Source organism: Thalassobaculum fulvum (assembly GCF_014652915.1).
GTDB classification, from domain to species: domain Bacteria; phylum Pseudomonadota; class Alphaproteobacteria; order Thalassobaculales; family Thalassobaculaceae; genus Thalassobaculum_A; species Thalassobaculum_A fulvum.
Genome location: NZ_BMZS01000005.1, coordinates 287,541 through 305,279, shown reverse-complemented (window position 1 = coordinate 305,279; position 17,739 = coordinate 287,541). Strand labels below are relative to the sequence as shown.

The window sequence follows — 17,739 nt, the reverse complement described above, 5'->3', positions numbered from 1 at the left end:
CACCGCGTCAACGGCGGCGAACCGGGCGTCGAGCCTGCGGCAACCGCCTCGCGTCCCGCCGAGCCGGCCGGTACCGCGCGCCACCCCGGACAGCCCGCACTAACCGGACGTCGCCATGTCGAGCACCGGGCACGTCGAAGAGACCATGAGGCTGCTGGCGCTCGCCGGCCGACTGACGCAGGCCGGCGAACATGCCAGCGCGATCGAAACCTACCGCACCATTGCCGGACGCCATCCCGCCGCCCCAGCAGGCTGGCGACAGCTGGCCGCGGCAAGCGCACAGTACGGCACGCGCCCGGCCGCCGCCGTCGCCCTGAAGCGGGCCCTGACGCTCGCCCCGGAGGACGGCGCCACGACCCGGTTGCTGCTGTTCATCGACCTCGCCGGAACCCCCGCCGCCCGCCACCGGGCGCTCGCGATGGCAGCCTTGACCAACCCGGCCGAGGCCCGGGCGATGGGACAGCTCGCGTCGAGCTATCAGCTGCAGGACCGAACCGGACCGGCGGAGCGCTGCGCCCGGCAGGCGCTGGCCGCCGATCCCAGCCTGGTCGAGGTGCGGATGAACCTCGCCGTGATCCTGCGCAACAATGGGCAGGTCGCGGCCAGTCGCGCCGAGCTCCGGCGGGCGGCCATCCTGCAGCCGGCGGCGCTGCTGACCTGGCGCCGCATCGCCATCGCCGAGGAGCTGCTGTCCAATCTGGCGGGTGCCGAGGCGGCCGCCCGACGCGCCCTTGCCGTCGACCGCCGCGACCACGACGCCGCAATCGTCCTGGCCTTCGTCCACCGCCGGACCGGGCGGATCGAGGCCGCCCTGCAGGGCTTGGCCGCGCTGCCGGACCGGCTGCTCGGCGAGATCAAGCGCGACGTCGTCGAGTTCGAGCTCGGGGCCCTGCACGACCGGCTAGGCGAGACCGACGCCGCTTTCGCCCACTTCACCCGGGGAAACGCGCTGGCGCTCGCCCGCGCGGCCCCCGGTACGGCCAACGCGGCCGCCTATGTCGCCGAGGTCCGGGCGCACGCCCAGGCGCTGGCCGCGTCCTACGTGCGACGCTGGCGGCCGGCCCGGCCGGTCGACCCGCCGCCGGTCTTCATGGTCGGCTTCCCGCGGTCCGGCACGACGCTGCTCGACCAGGTCCTGGACGCGCATCCCGAGGTCCGCGTGCTCGAGGAACTGCCGATCCTGTCCGCGGTGGCGAACCGGCTCGCGCGCCCGCACGCGACCCTGCCGGAGCGCCTCGCCGACCTGACCGAGCCCCAGATCGGCGAGCTGCGGGCGACGTACTCGGCACTCCGCGAGCGCTACGCCGGCCCCGACGCGCCGGCGATGGTAATCGACAAGATGCCGCTCAACATCGCGCTGACCGGGCTGATCCTGCGGATGTACCCGAACGCCCGGATCGTGCTGTCGCTGCGCCACCCGTGCGACGTCTGCCTGAGCTGCTTCATGCAGCCGTTCCGGCTCAACCCGTCGATGGCGAACTTCGTCGACCTGGATTCGGCGACGCGCCTGTATGCCCTGGTCATGCGGGTCTGGCTGCGGGCCCGCCACGCGCTGTCGCCCGACCACGTCGCGGTGCGCTACGAGGACCTGATCGAGGACGTCGAAGGCCATGCCCGCCGGACGGTCGCCTTCCTGGGGCTGGAGTGGGACGACCGGGTGCTCGGCCATCTCGAGCACGCCAGGTCGCGCGGCCTGATCCGGACCCCGAGCTTCCGCCAGGTGACGGAGCCGATCTACAAGCGGGCCCGTGGCCGGTGGCACCGGTACCGCGCCCACCTCGAGCCGTTCATGGACCGGCTGGACCCGTTCATCGACGAATTCGGCTACCGCGAGGAAGGTTGACCGCGGCCGCCGCTACCAGCCGTTGACGCGATCCCAGAACTCGACCACCGGCTGCTCCTCGCCCAGCTCCGTCCCGTCGACCACCGCATAGCGCTCGTACATGGCGGCGGTCATGCAGGCGTGGTTCGGCAGCACCCGGACCCGCGCGCCGATCGGCAGCACCGCAAACGGAACGCCGCCGGGTCCACCCAGCCGCCCGTGCTCCTGGTGTACCGCCTCGACCGTGAGGTTGGGGAACGGCGACCCGGCGACGTCGGTGACCAGGCCGAAGTGGCGGTCGGTCGGCTGCGACGCCGTCGACCGGTCCTTCGACAGCGCCAGCCCGCCGGCGTCGATATGGGCGGTGCCCTCGGTCGTGCGGTGGTTGATCACGCTGGACAGCACGCTCAGCGCGATGTCGTCGAGCCCGCAGCAGCCGACGCCGGCCTGGAACAGGTCCATGAACATGTACACGCCCGGCCGGAACTCGGTCACCCCCTCCAGGTGGCGGGCGAACAGCGCGCCCGGGGTCGAGCCGACGCTGACCTCGCGGCACGGGATGCCGGTCGCCCGGATCCGCTCGGCCGCGCTCACCGCGCCGGCGCGCTCGGCCTCGGCGATCACCGCCACCGCGTCGGCATCGGTGCAGCCGTAGGTGTGGCCGGCATGGGCCAGAACGCCGCGCACCTCCATGCCGCCTTCGTGGAGGATCCGGGCGGCGGCAAGCAGCGCCTCGGACCCCGGGGCGACGCCGCCGCGGTGCTCGCCGACGTCGACCTCCAGCATGACCGCGAACCGCACACCCTGCCCGCGCCCGACCCGCACCACCTCGGCCGCCACGTCCGGGCTGTCGATGGTGATCGCCAGGTCGACGCCGTCGCGCAGCAGCGCCGCCGCCTCGGGCAGCCGGTTGGGGGCGATGCAGTTGGCGTGGACGATGTCGCGGATGCCGTTCTCCGCGAAGTAGTGCGCCTCGCGCAGGGTCGACACCGTCACCGCCAGCGGGCCGTCGCCGACCGCCCGGCGTACCACCTCGGCCGATTTCGCGGTCTTGCCGTGCGGCCGCAGCCGGACCCCCAGCTCGGCGGCACGCGCCCGCATGCGCGCCTGGTTGCTCTCCAGCTTGCGCCGGTCCAGCACCAGGTGCGGGGTCGGCAGATCCTTGATCAGCATGTCGGTTTCCTGTCCTCAGACCACGCGATGCACCAGCTCGCGCCCGTCGCGCAGCCGGGCGATATTGTCGATCACGACCGCCAGGCCGCGTTCCAGCGTGCCGAGCGTGAAGAACGCCACATGCGGGGCGACCACCACCCGGTCGATCGCCAGCAGCGGGTTGTCGCGCGGCGTCGGCTCCTCGGCGAACACGTCGAGCCCGGCCCCCATGAGATGCCCGCTGGTCAGCGCCGCCACCATCGCGTCCTCGGCTATCAGCCCGCCGCGCGCGGTGTTGACGACGATCGCGCCCGGCTTCATCGCGGCGATCGCCTCGCGGTCTAGCCAGTGCCGCGTGTCCTCGGTCAGCGGCATGTGCAGCGACAGGATGTCGGACTCGGCCAGCAGCGTCGGCTTGTCGACCCAGGTGCCGACCGCGTCGGCCTTCTCGGACCGGCAGCAGTAGACGACGCGCGCGCCCATCGCCTCCAGCACCGGCGCCAGCAGCCGCGGCACCGACCCGTAGCCGGCGAGGCCGACGGTACGGCCGGCCAGCTCGCCGAGCGTGTCCTGCATCTCGGCCGGCCAGCCCCAGCCCTCGCCGCGCCGGGTGCGGGCGTCGAACACCGGCAGCCGACGCAGGCAGGACAGCATCAGCAGCAGCGTCATCTCCATGACCGCCCGGCTGTTGGAGCCCGGCATGTTGCAGACCGCCACGCCGCGCGCGCGGGCGGCCTCCAGGTCGATGGTGTTGACCCCGACCCCGAGCTTCTGGACCAGCTTCAGCCGCGGGGCGGCCGCGATATGCTCGGCGGTGACCGGCCGAAGGTTGTGCAGCAGCACGTCGGTGTCCGGCAGCAGTTCGGCCAGCCGGGCATCGTCGTCCTCGGCGCAGGCGGCGATCTCCAGATCGTGCTCGGCCGCCAGCGCCTCCAGCCGGGCGGCCAGCCAGGGGCCGACGCCGTAGTGGTAGATGACCTTCATGACGCCACCGCCCGGCCCCAGGGGAAGCGCGAGCGCGGCGGCAGCGCGACTCCGCCCGGCACCTCCTCGGCCAGCCGCAGCCCCTCGTTCCACTTGGCCATGCGCTCGGACCGGGCGAACGACCCGACCTTGAGCTGGGGGATCGCCCAGCCGACCGCGAGGTGCACGATCGTAACGTCCTCGGTCTCGCCGGACCGGGCCGACACGATGGCGCCCCAGCCGGCCGCATCGGCCGCCGCGAGGGCGGCCCGGGTCTCGGTCAGGGTGCCGATCTGGTTCGGCTTGATCAGTGCGGTGTTGCCGGCCCCGGCCGCGGCCGCCGCGGCGATCCGCGCGGCGTTGGTGGTGACCAGATCATCGCCGACGATCTGCACGCCGGCCGGCGCCGCCCGGGTGAACGCCGCGACACCGGCCAGGTCGTCCTCGGCCAGCGGGTCCTCGATCGACACCACCGGATAACGCTCCAGCCAGCCCAGCAGCATCTCGGCGAGGCCGTCGGAGTCGATCTCCCGGCCGTCGCGCGCCAGCCGGTAGCGGCCGTCGCGGCCGAAATCCGAGGCGGCGATGTCGAGGGCGATGGCGACCTCGTCGCCCGGCTTGCGGCCGGACCGCTCGATCGCCCGCAGCAGCAGGTCGAGGGCGTCCTCGTTGCCGTCGAACGCCGGCCACCAGCCGCCCTCGTCGGCCACCCCCTGCAGCCGGCCGGCATCGGCCAGCAGTTCGCCCGCCGCCCGGTACACCTCGGCGGTCCAGTCGAGCGCGGTCGGGTAGTCGGGGGCGCCGACCGCGACCACCATGAAGTCCTGCACGTCGACCCGGCGCGCGGCATGGGCACCGCCGCCGAGGATCTGGATCTCCGGCAGCGGCAGCGGCCCGGGCTCGTCGCCGGCCAGGTAGCGCCACAGCGGCAGGCCGCGCGCGGCGGCGGCGGCGTGCGCCAGCGCCATCGAGGTGGCGACCAGCGCGTTGCCGCCGAGGCGGGACTTGTCCGGGCTGCCATCCAGCGCGATCAGCACGCGGTCCAGCTCCTCCTGGGCCGAAGCGTCGCGGCCGACCAGGGTCTCGGCGATCGGCCCGTTGACCGCCGCCACCGCGGCCCGCACGTCGCGGCCGCCGAACGCCGTCCCACCGTCGCGCTTGTCCAGGGCCTCGGCCGATCCGGTCGAGGCGCCGGCCGGCGCGATCGCCCGGCCGACGGCGCCGCCGGCACAGCGGATCTCGACCTCGACGGTCGGCCGGCCACGGCTGTCCCAGACCCGCCTGCCGATCACTCTCTCGATGCGGTCGCTCACCCTGCGATCTCCCTGGTCCAGTCGTCCCGAAGTGCCGCCAAACGTTCCACCGGCTCGGCCAGCCACTCCCTGGCCTTGCCCCGGACCCGCGCACGCTCCGCCTCGTCGGTCAGGTACTCGACCGGCGACTTGCCGTCCACCCGGGCCAGGAACAGCCCCGGCAGCAGCGTGGCGATGCGGGCCTCGACGGCGTCCGCCGGCTCCCAGTCCACCCGCGCCCGGTAGCCGGCCCACAAGCGATCGAACGATTCCAGCAGGTCGGCGGCGGCCCGCTTCACGTGCAGGGCCTTCAGCAGCAGGTGGTTGAGGCAGAACGCCACGTCGAAGGCCGGGTCGCCCCACCAGGCGCACTCGGCGTCCAGCAGGATGGGGCCGTGCGGCCCGACCTGGATGTTCTTCGGGCTGACGTCGCCATGCACCAGACAGCGCCTGGTCGCCGCCGTGCGGGCCACCAGCGCGTGCAGGATCTCGGCCCGGTCCGGGTGGGCCCGCGCCGCCGCCTCCAGATAGGGCTCCAAGCGGATCGCGTGGAAGATCGCATCGGTGGCGAACTCGACCGCCAGTTCGGGCCGGGCGGCGCTGCCGGCATGGATCCGCCCGAGCCGGTCGCCGACCGCCCAGGCGACCGCCGGGTCGACGACACCGGCCAGCAGGTCTGCCTTCCACAGCCGGTGCCGCGACGGCTCCAGCCACGCCATGGCGAACAGCCCGGCCGTCGCGTCGTGACCGAGGATCGCCGGCACCGCCTCCGGCACGAGCGCGCCGGCGACCCGGAACCACGCCACCTCGTAGACGTTGCGCTCGACCGGGGCGCGCCAGTCGGCCGCGACCTTGAGTCGGGCGAGCGCCCGCTTCACGCAGAATGGCCCGCCGGCCGCGTCGATCCGCCAGATGTCGGACGCGACCCCGCCGCTCAGCGCCTCGGTCTGCGGGGTCTCGTCGGGTCCGACCAGCCGCATCCGCCGGACGGCGTCCAGGACCTCGCGCGGCAGATCCCCCGTCATGCCGCACCCCCGTTCTCGAGCTCCCGGATCATGAGCTGCACCGTCTTGGCGCCGTTCTCGGTGTCCTGGGTGCCGACGCCGCGGAATCCCAGGCGCTCGTGAAACCGGATCGAGCGGTCGTTGGCCGGCCGCAGGTTGACCTCGCAGGCCAGCCGCGGCACGCCGGCGGCACCGGCCGCCGCCGCCAGGTCGTCGTACAGCGCGGCGCCGATGCCGGCCGACCGCAGCGCGGAATCGACCACGATCCGGTCGACGTACAGGAAGGCGTCGTAACGCTGCTCGAACCACCGGTAGTTCGGGCTGCCGTAGTCGACTCCGGGCCCCAGGGCGATCATCATCCCGACGGGGTTGTCGTCCCGCACCGCGACGCGGAAGTGCGGCACGGTCGCCGCGAACCGCTCGAGGTCGTGCCGCTCCAGGGCATTGACCGCCGGAACCGCGGCGTTGTTCAGCGGCACCAGCGCCGCAAGGTCGTCGGCCGCCACACCGCGTATCCGCACACCCGCGCTCATGCCGTTCGCCCCCGCCGCCCGCGCCGTCGCGGCGCCTCGTTGAAATCCAGACCGATACCGTTCAGTACACGATCCAGCTCGGCCGCGTCAGCCGGTCCGCAGGCCTCCCGGGCCGCCCGCACCGTGCGAGCGTCCAGGGTCGCCTCCGCCGCCCCCGTGCCGGACAGCCGGGCCCGGGCGGCGTCCAGCCGGTCGGCCGTCGGGGTCAGTGCCGCCAGTGTCCCCGCGAAGTCGGCGCCGCCCGCGACCGCCGCGGTCAACGCGAGCCGCCGCCGCGGTCCGCCCGCAGCCTCGACAACGGCCGACAGTCGCAGCGCGCGCTCCATCGCCGCCACCCGGTCGCCGCCGGACGCCAGCAGCCCGGCGATATCGACCTCGGCAGCCCCGGCGTCGACGGCGATCAGGGCGGCGACCGCAGCCGACCGGGCGAAGGCGTCGTCCGGGACCGCGTCGATCCGGTCGCCGGCCAGGATCGCCTCGGCCGGGCGCAGCGCCGGATGCCGGACCGGGCGCGCCGCACCGGTCTCGTCGGCGATCCAGGCAACCGCACCGACCGCGAGCGCCGCCGCCGGGGTCGCCGGCACCATCAGCAGCGCCGGGATCCCCGAGGCCACCACCGGGTCGCCGCCGGCGCCCGGCCGGTCCGCCAGTGCCCGGTAGGGGCTACGCTGGGCGACCATCAGCGCGGCCGCCTTTGCGACGTCCAGGGCGACGCCGCCACCGATCGCGACCACCGCGTCGCAACCCTCGAAGCCATAGCCGGCCACCGCCTCGGCGACGGTCGCCACGGACGGGCCGGTCGCCCGGTCGAACGCCCAGACCGCGAGGCCCTCGGCCTCCAGGCCGTGCACCACGTCCAGGCCGGCCGGCGGGGTTCCGAGCGACCGGCCACCGACCAGCATCGGTCGCCCGATCCGCCGGTCGCGGCACCATTCCGCAATCGCCGAAATCGCCGCGGGTACGCGCCGTGTCGGCGCGGGCAGCCCCCATAGATATCCACAGGCCGTCATCGCGAAGTCGTCCTGTCCACGACAAGAATGCCGAGCGGTTTCGAGCCCGATCGACCCCTGCTGTGTTGCCGCATCTGCAACGGCCTGCGGCAGGCGGAGGACCGAGTGTTTACCATAACAATTTGACATCTCCGGAGCGGCGACCAATGATTTTGCCGGCAGGTAGCGGCGGGCACACGATGCGTTCGTCGCTCCGCGTACGGCGCGGGGGGAAGACGCCGGGGACGACTGTAGACGCCAAGCAAGATCGATAAAAAGCGCGTCTGGACCATCACTCGGTAGTGTCTGAGCCGTCTGGGATTGCATTCCTGGAAACCGTGCCGCGCGGACAACGACAACGAACGAGAGACGGGAGCAGATCATGGACAAGCGCAAGTCGGGGGCCAATCATCCCTACATTCCCGAGCTGAGGGAACAGCTCCGACGAGGTGAGGTCGATCGTCGCGAGTTCCTGCGCACGATTACGCTGCTCGGCGTGTCGGCCGGGTCCGCCTACGCGATGGCGGGCGAGATCCTCGGCCAGGGGCTGACCGCGCCGGCGCGCGCCCAGGGCAAGGCCGGCGGCACCTTCAAGTTCGCCATGAAGGTCCAGGAGATGACCGATCCGGCGACCTTCGACTGGACCGAGAAGTCGAACGTGGCGCGCCACATCCTCGAGTATCTGACCATCACCGGGCCGGACAACGTCACCCGCCCGTATCTCGCCGAGAGCTGGTCGGCCTCCGAGGACCTGAAGACCTGGGAGCTGAAGCTCCGCAAGGGCGTGAAGTGGAACAACGGCGACGAGTTCAACGCCGACGACGTGGTCTACAACTTCACCCGCTGGCTGGATCCGAAGACCGGCTCGTCCAACGTCGGCCTGTTCTCGGCGATGGTCGAGGAGGTCGACACCGGCAAGAAGGACAAGGACGGCAAGCCCGTCATGTCCAAGCGGATGACCGAGGGCGCGGTCGAGAAGGTCGACAGCCACACCGTCCGCCTGCACCTGAACTCGCCGGTGCTGTCGATCCCCGAGAACCTGTACAACTACCCGACCGCCATCGTGCACCGGAAGTTCGGCGAGATGGGCGCAAACCTGTCGAAGAACCCGATCGGCACGGGCCCCTACGAACTCGCCGAGTTCACGGTCGGCAGCCTTGCCGTCCTGAAGAAGCGGAAGGACCCGTACTGGGGCGGCGAAGTGTATCTCGACGAGATCCAGTACATCGATCTCGGTGAGGACTCCTCGGCGCAGATCGCGGCGATCGCCTCCGGCCAGGTCGACGGCATCTACGAGGTCGACGTCAGCCAGCTCGACGTCTACGACGCCCTGCCGGGCGTGAAGGTATACGAGGCGGCGACCGCCCAGACCGCGATCGGCCGCATGAAGGTCACCGAGAAGCCGTTCGACGACATCAAGGTACGCAAGGCCGTCCAGCTCTGCATGAACACCCCGGAGATCCTGAAGATCGCCTATCGCGGTCGCGGGCAGCCGGCCGAGCACCACCACGTGTCGCCGATTCATCCCGAGTACTTCAAGCTGCCGTTCCCGAAGTACGACCCGGCGGCCGCCAAGAAGCTGCTCGCGGAGGCCGGCTACCCGGACGGCATCACCCTGAAGATCGATTTCGGCCAGACTTCCGGCGCCTGGGAGCTGGCGGCGATGCAGGCCTTCAAGGAGCAGTGCGCACCGGCCGGCATCAACCTGGAGCTCAACCCGGTCCCGGCGGCCACCTACTGGGGCATCTGGACGACCACGCCGTTCGGCATGACGTCCTGGACCCACCGGCCGCTCGGCGTGATGGTGCTGAACCTCGCCTATCGCTCCGGGGTGCCGTGGAACGAGGCCAGCTACGCCAATCCGGAGTTCGACAAGGCTCTCGACGTGGCCAGTGCGATCCTCGACGTCACCAAGCGCAAGGCTGCGATGGAGAAGGTCGAGAGGATCCTTCAGGACGACGCGATCATGGTGCAACCGATCTGGCGGTCGGTGTTCTCCGCCGCCACCGACAAGGTGAAGGGCTACGTCACGCACCCGACCCTGTACCATCAGTGGCACAAGGTCTGGCTGGACGCGTAAGCCGGCCGCGAACCGGCGGGCGGTGTGATGGCGCCGCCCGCTGGTCTTCGTAGCGACGATCGCGCGCCAAGGGTGCGCGCCACCGAGGGGGGCGTGCCGGCGGTCCAATGGCCGCCGGCGCGGCACGGGAGGCGAACCGAGCGATGCTGATCTTTCTCGCCAAGCGACTGGGATACCTGGTGTTCACCATGCTGGTGGTGTCCATCCTGGTGTTCCTCGTGCTGGAGCTCGATCCGGGGAACGTGGCGCAGAAGGTGCTGGGGCCGTATTCCAACGACGAGCAGCGCCAGATCTGGATGGAGGCCAACGGGTATCTCGACCCGCTGCCGGTCCGTTACGCGCGCTGGCTGGGCGACTTCATGATCGGCGACTTCGGGATGTCGACCCGCTTCAAGGTGCCGGTCTCCGAGATCCTGCTGCCGCGCCTCGGCAACACCGCCCTGCTCGGCCTCGGGGTGCTGCTGGTCATGGTCCCGCTGGCGCTGCTGCTGGGCGTGCTGTCCGGCATGAAGGAAGGCTCGGTCCAGGACCGCACGATCTCGGTATTCTCGATCGCCACGACCTCGGTTCCGGAGTTCGCCTCGGGCGTGTTCCTGGTCGGGATCTTCGTGCTGTGGCTAGGCTGGCTGCCGGGTGTCAGCAACATGGTCGGCGGGTTCGACATCGCCCAGATGGTGCTGCCGGTGGCGGCGCTGGTCATGTACGGCTTCGGCTACATCACCCGCATGACCCGGGCGTCGATGGCCGAGGTGATGCAGACCCACTACATCCGGACCGCGGTCCTCAAGGGCGTGCCGCAGCGCCAGGTGATCATGAAGCATGCGCTGCGCAATGCCCTGATCGCGCCGTTCACGGTGATCATGCTGCAGATCAACTGGCTGCTCTCGGGCGTGATCGTCATCGAGTACCTGTTCGCCTACAAGGGCTTCGGCTCGCTGCTGCTGGAAGCCGCCCTGAACAAGGACATCTTCGTCATCGAGGCGTGCACCATGGTGGCGGTGCTGGTCGCCGTCGGCACCCAGACCCTGGCGGACATCGGGTACATGTACCTGAACCCGCGCATCCGGTTCAGCTGAGGAGCGCGCGATGGTCGCAAGCACGGAAGCCGCCGTCCCGCTGCCTCGGCGCCAGTCCGCCCTGGCCCGGTTCCTCAAGAGCGTCGCCCTGCTGCGCGAGAGCCCGGTCGGGATGGTCGGGGCCGGCATCGTGATCGCCTGGGCCCTGGCCGCGATCCTCGCCCCGCTGATCTCGCCGTTCGACCCGAACTCGACGATCCTGCCGTTCCAGAAGCCCGGCGCGATCGACCCGACCACCGGCAAGGTGTTCTGGCTCGGCACCGACAAGATCGGCCGCGACATCCTTTCGCGGATCATCTATGGCGGCCGCCGGGTGCTGATCTACGGGCCGATCGCCACCGCCTGCGCCTACGCGGTCGGCATCGTCATGGGACTGGCCGCCGGCTACTTCCGGGGCTGGTGGGATTCGATCCTGTCGCGGGTGTCGGACATCGTGCTGTCGTTCCCGATCTTCGTGCTGTACGTGATCGTGATCTCGACCTTCGGCGCCTCGGGGCTGAACATCGTGCTGGCGATCATCTTCGCCTCCGCCCCCGGGATCATGCGCATCGTGCGCGGCCTGACCCTGGACCTGCGCAACCGCGACTACGTGGCGGCCGCGCAGACCCGCGGCGAGAGCCCACTCTACATCATGTTCGTGGAGATCCTGCCGAACGCCCGCGGCCCGCTGATCGTCGACGCCTGCCTGCGGCTCGGCTACGTGACCATCACCATCGGCACCCTCGGCTTCCTCGGACTCGGCCTGCCGCCGCCGGATCCGGACTGGGGCGGCATGGTCAACGAGAACCGGGCCCTGGCCCCGGCCTTTCCGCACATGATCGTGTACCCCTGCCTGGCGATCTCGTCGCTGGTGCTGGGGCTCAACCTGCTGGCCGACGGCCTGCGCGAGATCTCGATCCGGGATTGAGGAGGCAGCGATGACGGAAGACGCCCGCCCGCCGGTCCTGGAGATCGAGAACCTGTGCATCTCCTACTTCACCCGGGCCGGCGAGATCCCGGCGGTGAAGGACTTCAACCTGACCGTCCATGCGGGCGAAAGCGTCGGGCTCGTCGGCGAGTCGGGCTGCGGCAAGTCGACCGTCGCCATGGCGATCATGCGCTATCTCGGTTCCAACGGCGGCATCGTCGGCGGCTCCATCAAGTTCAAGGGCCGCGACATCACCCACCTGTCGGACGAGGAGCTGCGCCGGATGCGCGGCTCCGAGGTGGCGATGATCTACCAGGAGCCGATGGCCGCCCTCAATCCCGCGTTGACCATCGGCGCCCAGCTCATGGAAGTGCCGCTAATCCACGAAGCGGTGTCCGAGCAGGAGGCCTACGACCGCTCTCGGCAGATGCTGGCCGACGTCAAGCTGCCGGACCCGGACAGGGTGATGGCGGCCTATCCGCACCAGATCTCCGGCGGTCAGCAGCAGCGCGTGGTGATCGCCATGGCGCTGCTGTCCAAGCCCGCCCTGCTGCTGCTCGACGAGCCGACGACCGCGCTCGACGTCACGGTCGAAGCCGGCATCATCGAGCTGATCGCCGAGATCGCCGGGAAGTTCGGGACCGCCCAGGTGTTCATCAGCCACAACCTCGGGCTGGTGCGCGAGACCTGCGACCGGATCTGCGTGATGTACTCCGGCGAGGCGGTCGAGACCGGCACCATCGGCGACGTCTTCACCAGGATGCGCCACCCCTACACGCGCGGGCTGTTCGGCGCGATCCCGCTGCCCAGCGCCAACAAGAACGACCGGCCGCTGGTGGCGATCCCGGGGCAGCTGCCGCTGCCGCACCAGCGCCCGGAAGGCTGCAACTTCGGGCCGCGCTGCGAGTACTTCCGGGACGGTGTCTGCGGCCCGAACGCGATCGAGATGCGCGACGTTCCAGGGGAGAAGAGCCCGCACCAGACCCGCTGCGCCCGCTTCGAGGAGATCGACTGGGACGCGCCGCTCGGCGCCGGCCAGGTCAACGATCCGATCGAGCCCGGCGAGCCGGTGCTGGTGGTCGACGGCATGCGCAAGTACTACGAGCTGTACGACCGCTCGATCAAGGCCATGCTGTCGGGCGAGGGCGTGAAGTACGTCAAGGCCAACGAGACCCTGTCGTTCGACGCCCGCGAGGCGGAGATCGTCGCGATCGTCGGCGAGTCCGGATGCGGCAAGTCGACCTTCGCCAAGGTCCTGATGGGGCTGGAGACCGCCACCGAAGGCACCATCACCTTCAAGGGCGACGAGATCGAGAGCACCGAAGTCCAGCAACGGCCGCGCGAGCAGGTGGCGTCGCTGCAGATGGTGTTCCAGAATCCGAACGATACCCTGAACCCGTCGATGACGGTCGGCGGCCAGATCGGCCGGGTGATCCGCAAGTTCGGGGTCGAGACCGACCCCGACAAGGTGCACGAGCGGGTGATGCGGCTGCTCGACATGGTCAAGCTGCCGCGCGACTTCTACTTCCGCCGGCCGCGCCAGCTCTCGGGCGGCCAGAAGCAGCGGGTCGGCGTGGCCCGGGCGTTCGCCGGCAACCCGGCCATGGTGATCGCCGACGAGCCGGTCTCGGCGCTCGACGTGTCGGTGCAGGCGGCGGTCACCGAACTGCTCATGGAGATCCAGCGCGAGCACGGCACCACGCTGCTGTTCATCAGCCACGACCTGTCGGTGGTCCGCTACCTCGCCGACCGCATCGTGGTCATGTATCTCGGCCAGATCATGGAGCAGGGCACCACCGAGGAGGTGTTCGCGCCGCCCTATCACCCGTACACCGAGGCGCTGCTGTCGGCGGTGCCGATCGCCGACACCTCGGTCGACAAGCGCAAGATCGTGCTGGAAGGCAACCTGCCGAGCGTGCTCAACCCGCCGAAGGGGTGCCCGTTCGAGACCCGCTGCCCGCGCAAGCTGGGCGCGATCTGCGAGACCGAGCGCCCGCCGGTCCTGGTTGACAGCGACACCCATCGGATCGCCTGTCACATCCCGCTGGAAAGCCTGCAGGCGGTGGAACCGGTGTTCTTCAGCGTGGCAGAGACCGGATCGCCGGCCGGCCCAGGGGCCGGGAGCGCGACAACCGGGAGCGCGGCGGGCGAGTGAACGGGGCCGCAGCGACGATCGACGGCCGTTAACGGGATGTTCACCAGTCGGCCGTAAGGTGCTACTCGACCATCCGACGCACGGAGGAAATTTATGGCCATTGACGGCATCGGCACCACGCTCAGCTCGCACACCGTCGCCGGGGTGCGGGCCCAGAACGAGCAGGTCCGGACGCTCGGGGCCGGCTTCTCGAAGCTCCTGGAAGGCGCTGCGCAGGTCGCCGAGGGCGCCCAGGGCGCGGCGTCGAGCAGTGCGGCGGCTCCGATCGACCCGAACCGCGGCCAGACGGTCGACATCTTCGCCTGACAGCGCTTCGGGGCGGCATCGGACACCCGTTACCCGTTCCCTGCACCGACACAGACGAGAAGGGCGCACCGCTGATCGCGGCGCGCCCTTTCCGCATCCAGCCAGCGGCATGCTCCTTCAGAGCGGGTCGCTTCCGAACAGGCGGTGCAGCACGCGCACGGCCTGGGCGAAGTGGTCGGCCAGTTCGGCCAGGACGGCTTCTGAAGGCGCCCCGAGAGCCTCGCGCCGGGCGTTCTCCCGGAGCTTGGCCAGCATCGGGGCGCGGTCCTCCCTGGTGACGGCCACCAACGTCTCCTGCTCACCTTCCTCTTGGTCCCAGGCGCGCAGCGCCGTCAGGAGCAGGACGTCGAGGGATTCGATCAGAGTATCGGTCATGCGGCCGGGGTGGGCGCAGGCGAGGGAGGCGAAGCCGTGAACGGATTCCGTCAGGGCGTCGAAGGCCACCAGCTGTCTTTCCCGCCGAACGACGGCAGCGGTTTGTTCGGGGGTCTTGGACGCGGCGGCGATGTGGGCCAGGTATTTCTGGAGCAACTGCCGGATCCTGGCCGCGCACCGGGTGCGGACACCGAGGGAATACCCCTCGTCACTCTCACCGCGGGCGATGTTGAGTACGACCAGGAGACGGGCCAGTTGCACGCCCAGTTCCTGGTCGACCAAGGCCAGGGCCTCGCCGGGAGCCGGGGTGGGTGAGACGAGATACACGGGCTCGGAAAGTTCCGGCGCGGCCAGGGAACTGGCTTCGCGTTTCATCCAGCGGCTGGTGCGGGAAAGGTCGAAATGGATGAAATAGCGGGTCTCCCCCTCGATGACCGCCTCGTCGATCGGGATGGCTCCGATCCGCCGGTAGAGGGGGAGAATCTTGGGGGCGGTCGTGCCGACGGTGTGGGTGAAGCCCTCCTCGCGGAGCGCCTCGAAGACATCGTTCCAGAAGGCGAACAGGCCGGAGAGGGAGTTGTCGTCCACCACAAAGAACGCCATGAACTCGCAGACACGGCCCTGGGCCGCCTGCGGGGTGAGTTCCAGCGGCATGGTGAAGCCGAAGGCGCCGCTCTGCAGCTGGTTGAGCCGGACGTTCACCGCGGCCCCAGCGTCGAACCGATCGTTGGTGAAACGGCCCCAGAGTGCCTGGTCCTCGTAGGGCACGCGGGTGCGCAGGCGCTCGCCGGGAATATCCCAGTCCCAAAGGGTGCGGATGAGGCGGTTGTGGGTCACATGCGCGAAGCCCCGGTAGAAAAGGCGCTCGAACGATTCGCGCACGGCAGGATCGTTGGCATCGAGGCGGCGGGTGCGGCGGAGGAGCTTGGCGGGTTCGGTCACGGTGGGCGGCGGCCGGTCATGGATGATGCCGAATTGCGGTGTCAGTTACGATGACAGTGCGCCGGACTGACGATCGCGTCGAGCGACGCTGCCCTCTCGATCGATCCGAGTCGCGTCCAGACCGTCGGCATCTTCGCCCGACGGCGTCCCGCGACGATCCGCAGCAACGAGAAGAGCGCGCCGCGAATTGCGGCGCGCCCTTTCCTCATGCCACCCGGAGGGTCGGTCAGACCTCTTCGGGGATCGCGGTCGCGACCGACTTCACCATCTCGGTGATGCGCTTGCGCAGGTTCGGATTCTTGATCGAGTAGTAGGCGCGAACCAGCTCGAGGGTCTCGCGGCGGGCCATCGGATCCGTCGGGTTCTCCTCGTACTCGTCCTTCACTGCACCGCTCTTCATCCGGCGCGGCGAGTGCGCGGCGGTGTCATCCGACATGTCGTCGAAGAAAAAGCTGACCGGCACGTCCAGGATCTGGCCGATGTCCCAGAGCCGGGAGGCGCTGATCCGGTTGCTGCCGCGCTCGTACTTCTGAACCTGCTGGAACGTGATGTTGAGGGCGTCGCCGAGCTGCTCCTGGCTCATGCCGAGCAGTGTGCGGCGCAGCCGGACGCGGCGACCGACGTGAACGTCGATCGGGTTGTTGTTCGTGATCTGGTAGTTCGGATCGTCGCGTCGGGATTCAGCTTTCGCTTGAGCCATGTGACGAATCTAACCTCCTCGTGGCAAGTGCAATGCCAGCTTAATTACCAGCATATGCCGAATATTCCGTTAACAGTAGCGCAGCAGAGGTGATCGATAGATCCGTATTTTCCACAGTACCGCGCCCGGCACACAGCCCTTGCTTGGAATCTCCGGTCGGGGGACGGCGTGCGGAGGGCTCCCGCGTCGCCACGGTCGATCAACCGTGACGGGCGATATAGGGTTCCCGAATTCGGAACGCAATCAAAATGACCCGACGACGTGGGCCGGACCGTCCCGCCGCGCGGAGACGGCGGTCGCTGAATGCAGGGTTGCTCTGCCGTATCGCCGGGGCGCCGCAGTCGTGCGGCCGAAGGTCACACCGGCCGGCCGGGGTGCCGGGGATGGTCGCGCGGCGCCAGCAGCCAGCGGCGGGCCACCTCGCCGTATCCGGACAGCCGGAACCCGCCGTTGCGCTCCAGTACCGCACTGCGGTTGGCCCGAAAGACCTTCGGCAGCACGAACCAGGCGAGGCCAGGCCGCTCGTGGTGGAGCGCATGCAGGTTGTTGGAGAGGTACAGCCAGGCAAGCGGGCCGCGGCTCTCGACGATGGCGCTGCGGTGGCCCGGCAGCGCGGCCGGGCGATGCTCGGCGAACGACCGAAGCAGCATCAGCGAGGTCGCCGGCCAGGCCACGGCGAGCAGGTAGAGCCAGACCGGAACCCCGAACGCACCGTCGACGACGGCCGCCACCGCCGCCGCTTGCAGGGCGTGCCGGAGCCACAGGTTCCTCAACCTGCGGTCACCGCGATGCAGCCGCCGCCCCTCCGCGACCGCGAACCGGCCGACGGTCCACAACGGCCCCAGGACAAGCCGTCCGGCCAGCGTGTTGAGCACCAAAAGCAGGTTTCGGTGCAGCCGGCCGATGCGCTCCCAGGTCCCGGCGGTCACGTAGAAGCTCTCGGGGTCGTCCAGCGGATCGGTGAGCCGTTCGTCCACATGGTGCTGCATGTGGGTTTCCCGATAGCGCTCGTAGGCCAGCCAGAGGGTCAGCGGCGGCCCGGCGATCCAGCGGTTCAGGCCGGGGCTCGGCGTCGGATGGCCGTGGATGACTTCGTGCTGGAGCGAGGCCTGCCAGGCGACGCACCAGGCCGCCAGCGGCGCCCACAGCCAGAGCGGCAGCAACGCCCCGCCGCCGGCGGCCAGAGCCGCCGCCCAGCCGCCATAGATCCCGGCCGCCAGGGCCACGGTCTGCCATTCCACGCGGTCCGTCAGCCGGACCTCGGCGGCCGCGGCCGACGGCAGGGCGGCTCCGCCGCTGTCGCCGAAGATCCCGGTGGTCGGGGCGGCGGGACGGGCATCGAACGGAGCGCTGTCGGGGGTCTGCGTCATGCAGCCGACGGTATGGTCTGTGCGACCGTTGCCACAACGCTGGTACGCGAAACTTATGTTGTTTATGGTGCGC

General features: G+C 70.3%; 15 protein-coding genes. 6 read left to right on the top strand and 9 right to left on the bottom strand.

Annotation, left to right across the window (positions count from 1 at the left end; genetic code table 11):
- The first annotated feature begins 115 nt into the window (after positions 1-115).
- The gene (locus IE246_RS13100; RefSeq protein WP_189990240.1) at positions 116-1,843 is read left to right on the top strand and encodes a tetratricopeptide repeat-containing sulfotransferase family protein; all 1,728 of its coding nucleotides are present in this window, start codon (positions 116-118) and stop codon (positions 1,841-1,843) included.
- Positions 1,844-1,855: 12 nt separating this feature from the next.
- On the opposite strand, the gene IE246_RS13095 is transcribed toward IE246_RS13100, so the two are convergent.
- The 6 genes from IE246_RS13095 to IE246_RS13070 are packed head-to-tail and all read right to left on the bottom strand — an operon-like array spanning position 1,856 to position 7,776.
- A complete protein-coding gene (locus tag IE246_RS13095) occupies positions 1,856-2,995 on the bottom strand; it encodes an alanine racemase (protein ID WP_189990238.1) in 1,140 nt (379 codons plus the stop codon).
- A 15-nt stretch (positions 2,996-3,010) separates the two neighbouring features.
- Complete coding sequence (locus IE246_RS13090) at positions 3,011-3,958, bottom strand: 2-hydroxyacid dehydrogenase (protein ID WP_189990236.1); 948 nt, start codon at positions 3,956-3,958, stop codon at positions 3,011-3,013.
- Entirely contained in the window at positions 3,955-5,250 is a 1,296-nt protein-coding gene (eno, locus tag IE246_RS13085; RefSeq protein WP_189990233.1) for a phosphopyruvate hydratase, read from the bottom strand. The genes IE246_RS13090 and eno overlap by 4 nt, the downstream gene beginning before the upstream one ends.
- Positions 5,247-6,254 (bottom strand): phosphotransferase family protein, encoded by a 1,008-nt coding sequence (locus IE246_RS13080; protein ID WP_189990231.1) that lies wholly within the window; start codon positions 6,252-6,254, stop codon positions 5,247-5,249. The genes eno and IE246_RS13080 overlap by 4 nt, the downstream gene beginning before the upstream one ends.
- The gene (locus IE246_RS13075; RefSeq protein ID WP_189990229.1) at positions 6,251-6,766 is read right to left on the bottom strand and encodes a GNAT family N-acetyltransferase; all 516 of its coding nucleotides are present in this window, start codon (positions 6,764-6,766) and stop codon (positions 6,251-6,253) included. Before IE246_RS13075 ends, IE246_RS13080 begins: the two co-directional genes overlap by 4 nt.
- Positions 6,763-7,776, bottom strand: coding sequence for an iron-containing alcohol dehydrogenase (locus IE246_RS13070; RefSeq protein ID WP_189990227.1), 1,014 nt, complete (start codon positions 7,774-7,776; stop codon positions 6,763-6,765). The genes IE246_RS13075 and IE246_RS13070 overlap by 4 nt, the downstream gene beginning before the upstream one ends.
- 361 nt (positions 7,777-8,137) lie before the next feature.
- On the opposite strand from IE246_RS13070, the gene IE246_RS13065 reads away from it, so the two are divergent.
- The 5 genes from IE246_RS13065 to IE246_RS13045 all read left to right on the top strand — a co-directional run bounded on the left by IE246_RS13065 (position 8,138) and on the right by IE246_RS13045 (position 14,279).
- Positions 8,138-9,835: an ABC transporter substrate-binding protein gene (locus IE246_RS13065; protein WP_189990225.1), complete on the top strand. Its 1,698-nt coding sequence runs from the start codon at positions 8,138-8,140 to the stop codon at positions 9,833-9,835.
- Positions 9,836-9,978: 143 nt separating this feature from the next.
- A complete protein-coding gene (locus IE246_RS13060; protein WP_189990223.1) occupies positions 9,979-10,911 on the top strand; it encodes an ABC transporter permease in 933 nt (310 codons plus the stop codon).
- Between the two features lie 10 nt (positions 10,912-10,921).
- Entirely contained in the window at positions 10,922-11,818 is an 897-nt protein-coding gene (locus tag IE246_RS13055) for an ABC transporter permease (RefSeq protein ID WP_189990221.1), read from the top strand.
- Positions 11,819-11,828: 10 nt separating this feature from the next.
- Positions 11,829-13,973, top strand: a complete 2,145-nt coding sequence (locus IE246_RS13050; protein ID WP_189990219.1) for a dipeptide ABC transporter ATP-binding protein — start codon at positions 11,829-11,831, stop codon at positions 13,971-13,973.
- Positions 13,974-14,066: 93 nt separating this feature from the next.
- A complete protein-coding gene (locus IE246_RS13045; RefSeq protein ID WP_189990217.1) occupies positions 14,067-14,279 on the top strand; it encodes a hypothetical protein in 213 nt (70 codons plus the stop codon).
- 117 nt (positions 14,280-14,396) lie between these two features.
- Here IE246_RS13045 and IE246_RS13040 read toward each other — a convergent pair whose 3' ends face one another.
- The 3 genes from IE246_RS13040 to IE246_RS13030 all read right to left on the bottom strand — a co-directional run bounded on the left by IE246_RS13040 (position 14,397) and on the right by IE246_RS13030 (position 17,666).
- On the bottom strand, positions 14,397-15,596 hold the full coding sequence (locus IE246_RS13040; RefSeq protein ID WP_189990215.1) for a hypothetical protein: 1,200 nt from the start codon (positions 15,594-15,596) through the stop codon (positions 14,397-14,399).
- Positions 15,597-15,822: 226 nt separating this feature from the next.
- Complete coding sequence (locus IE246_RS13035; protein WP_189990213.1) at positions 15,823-16,296, bottom strand: helix-turn-helix domain-containing protein; 474 nt, start codon at positions 16,294-16,296, stop codon at positions 15,823-15,825.
- A gap of 356 nt (positions 16,297-16,652) precedes the next feature.
- A complete protein-coding gene (locus IE246_RS13030; protein ID WP_189990211.1) occupies positions 16,653-17,666 on the bottom strand; it encodes a fatty acid desaturase in 1,014 nt (337 codons plus the stop codon).
- Positions 17,667-17,739: the final 73 nt, after the last annotated feature.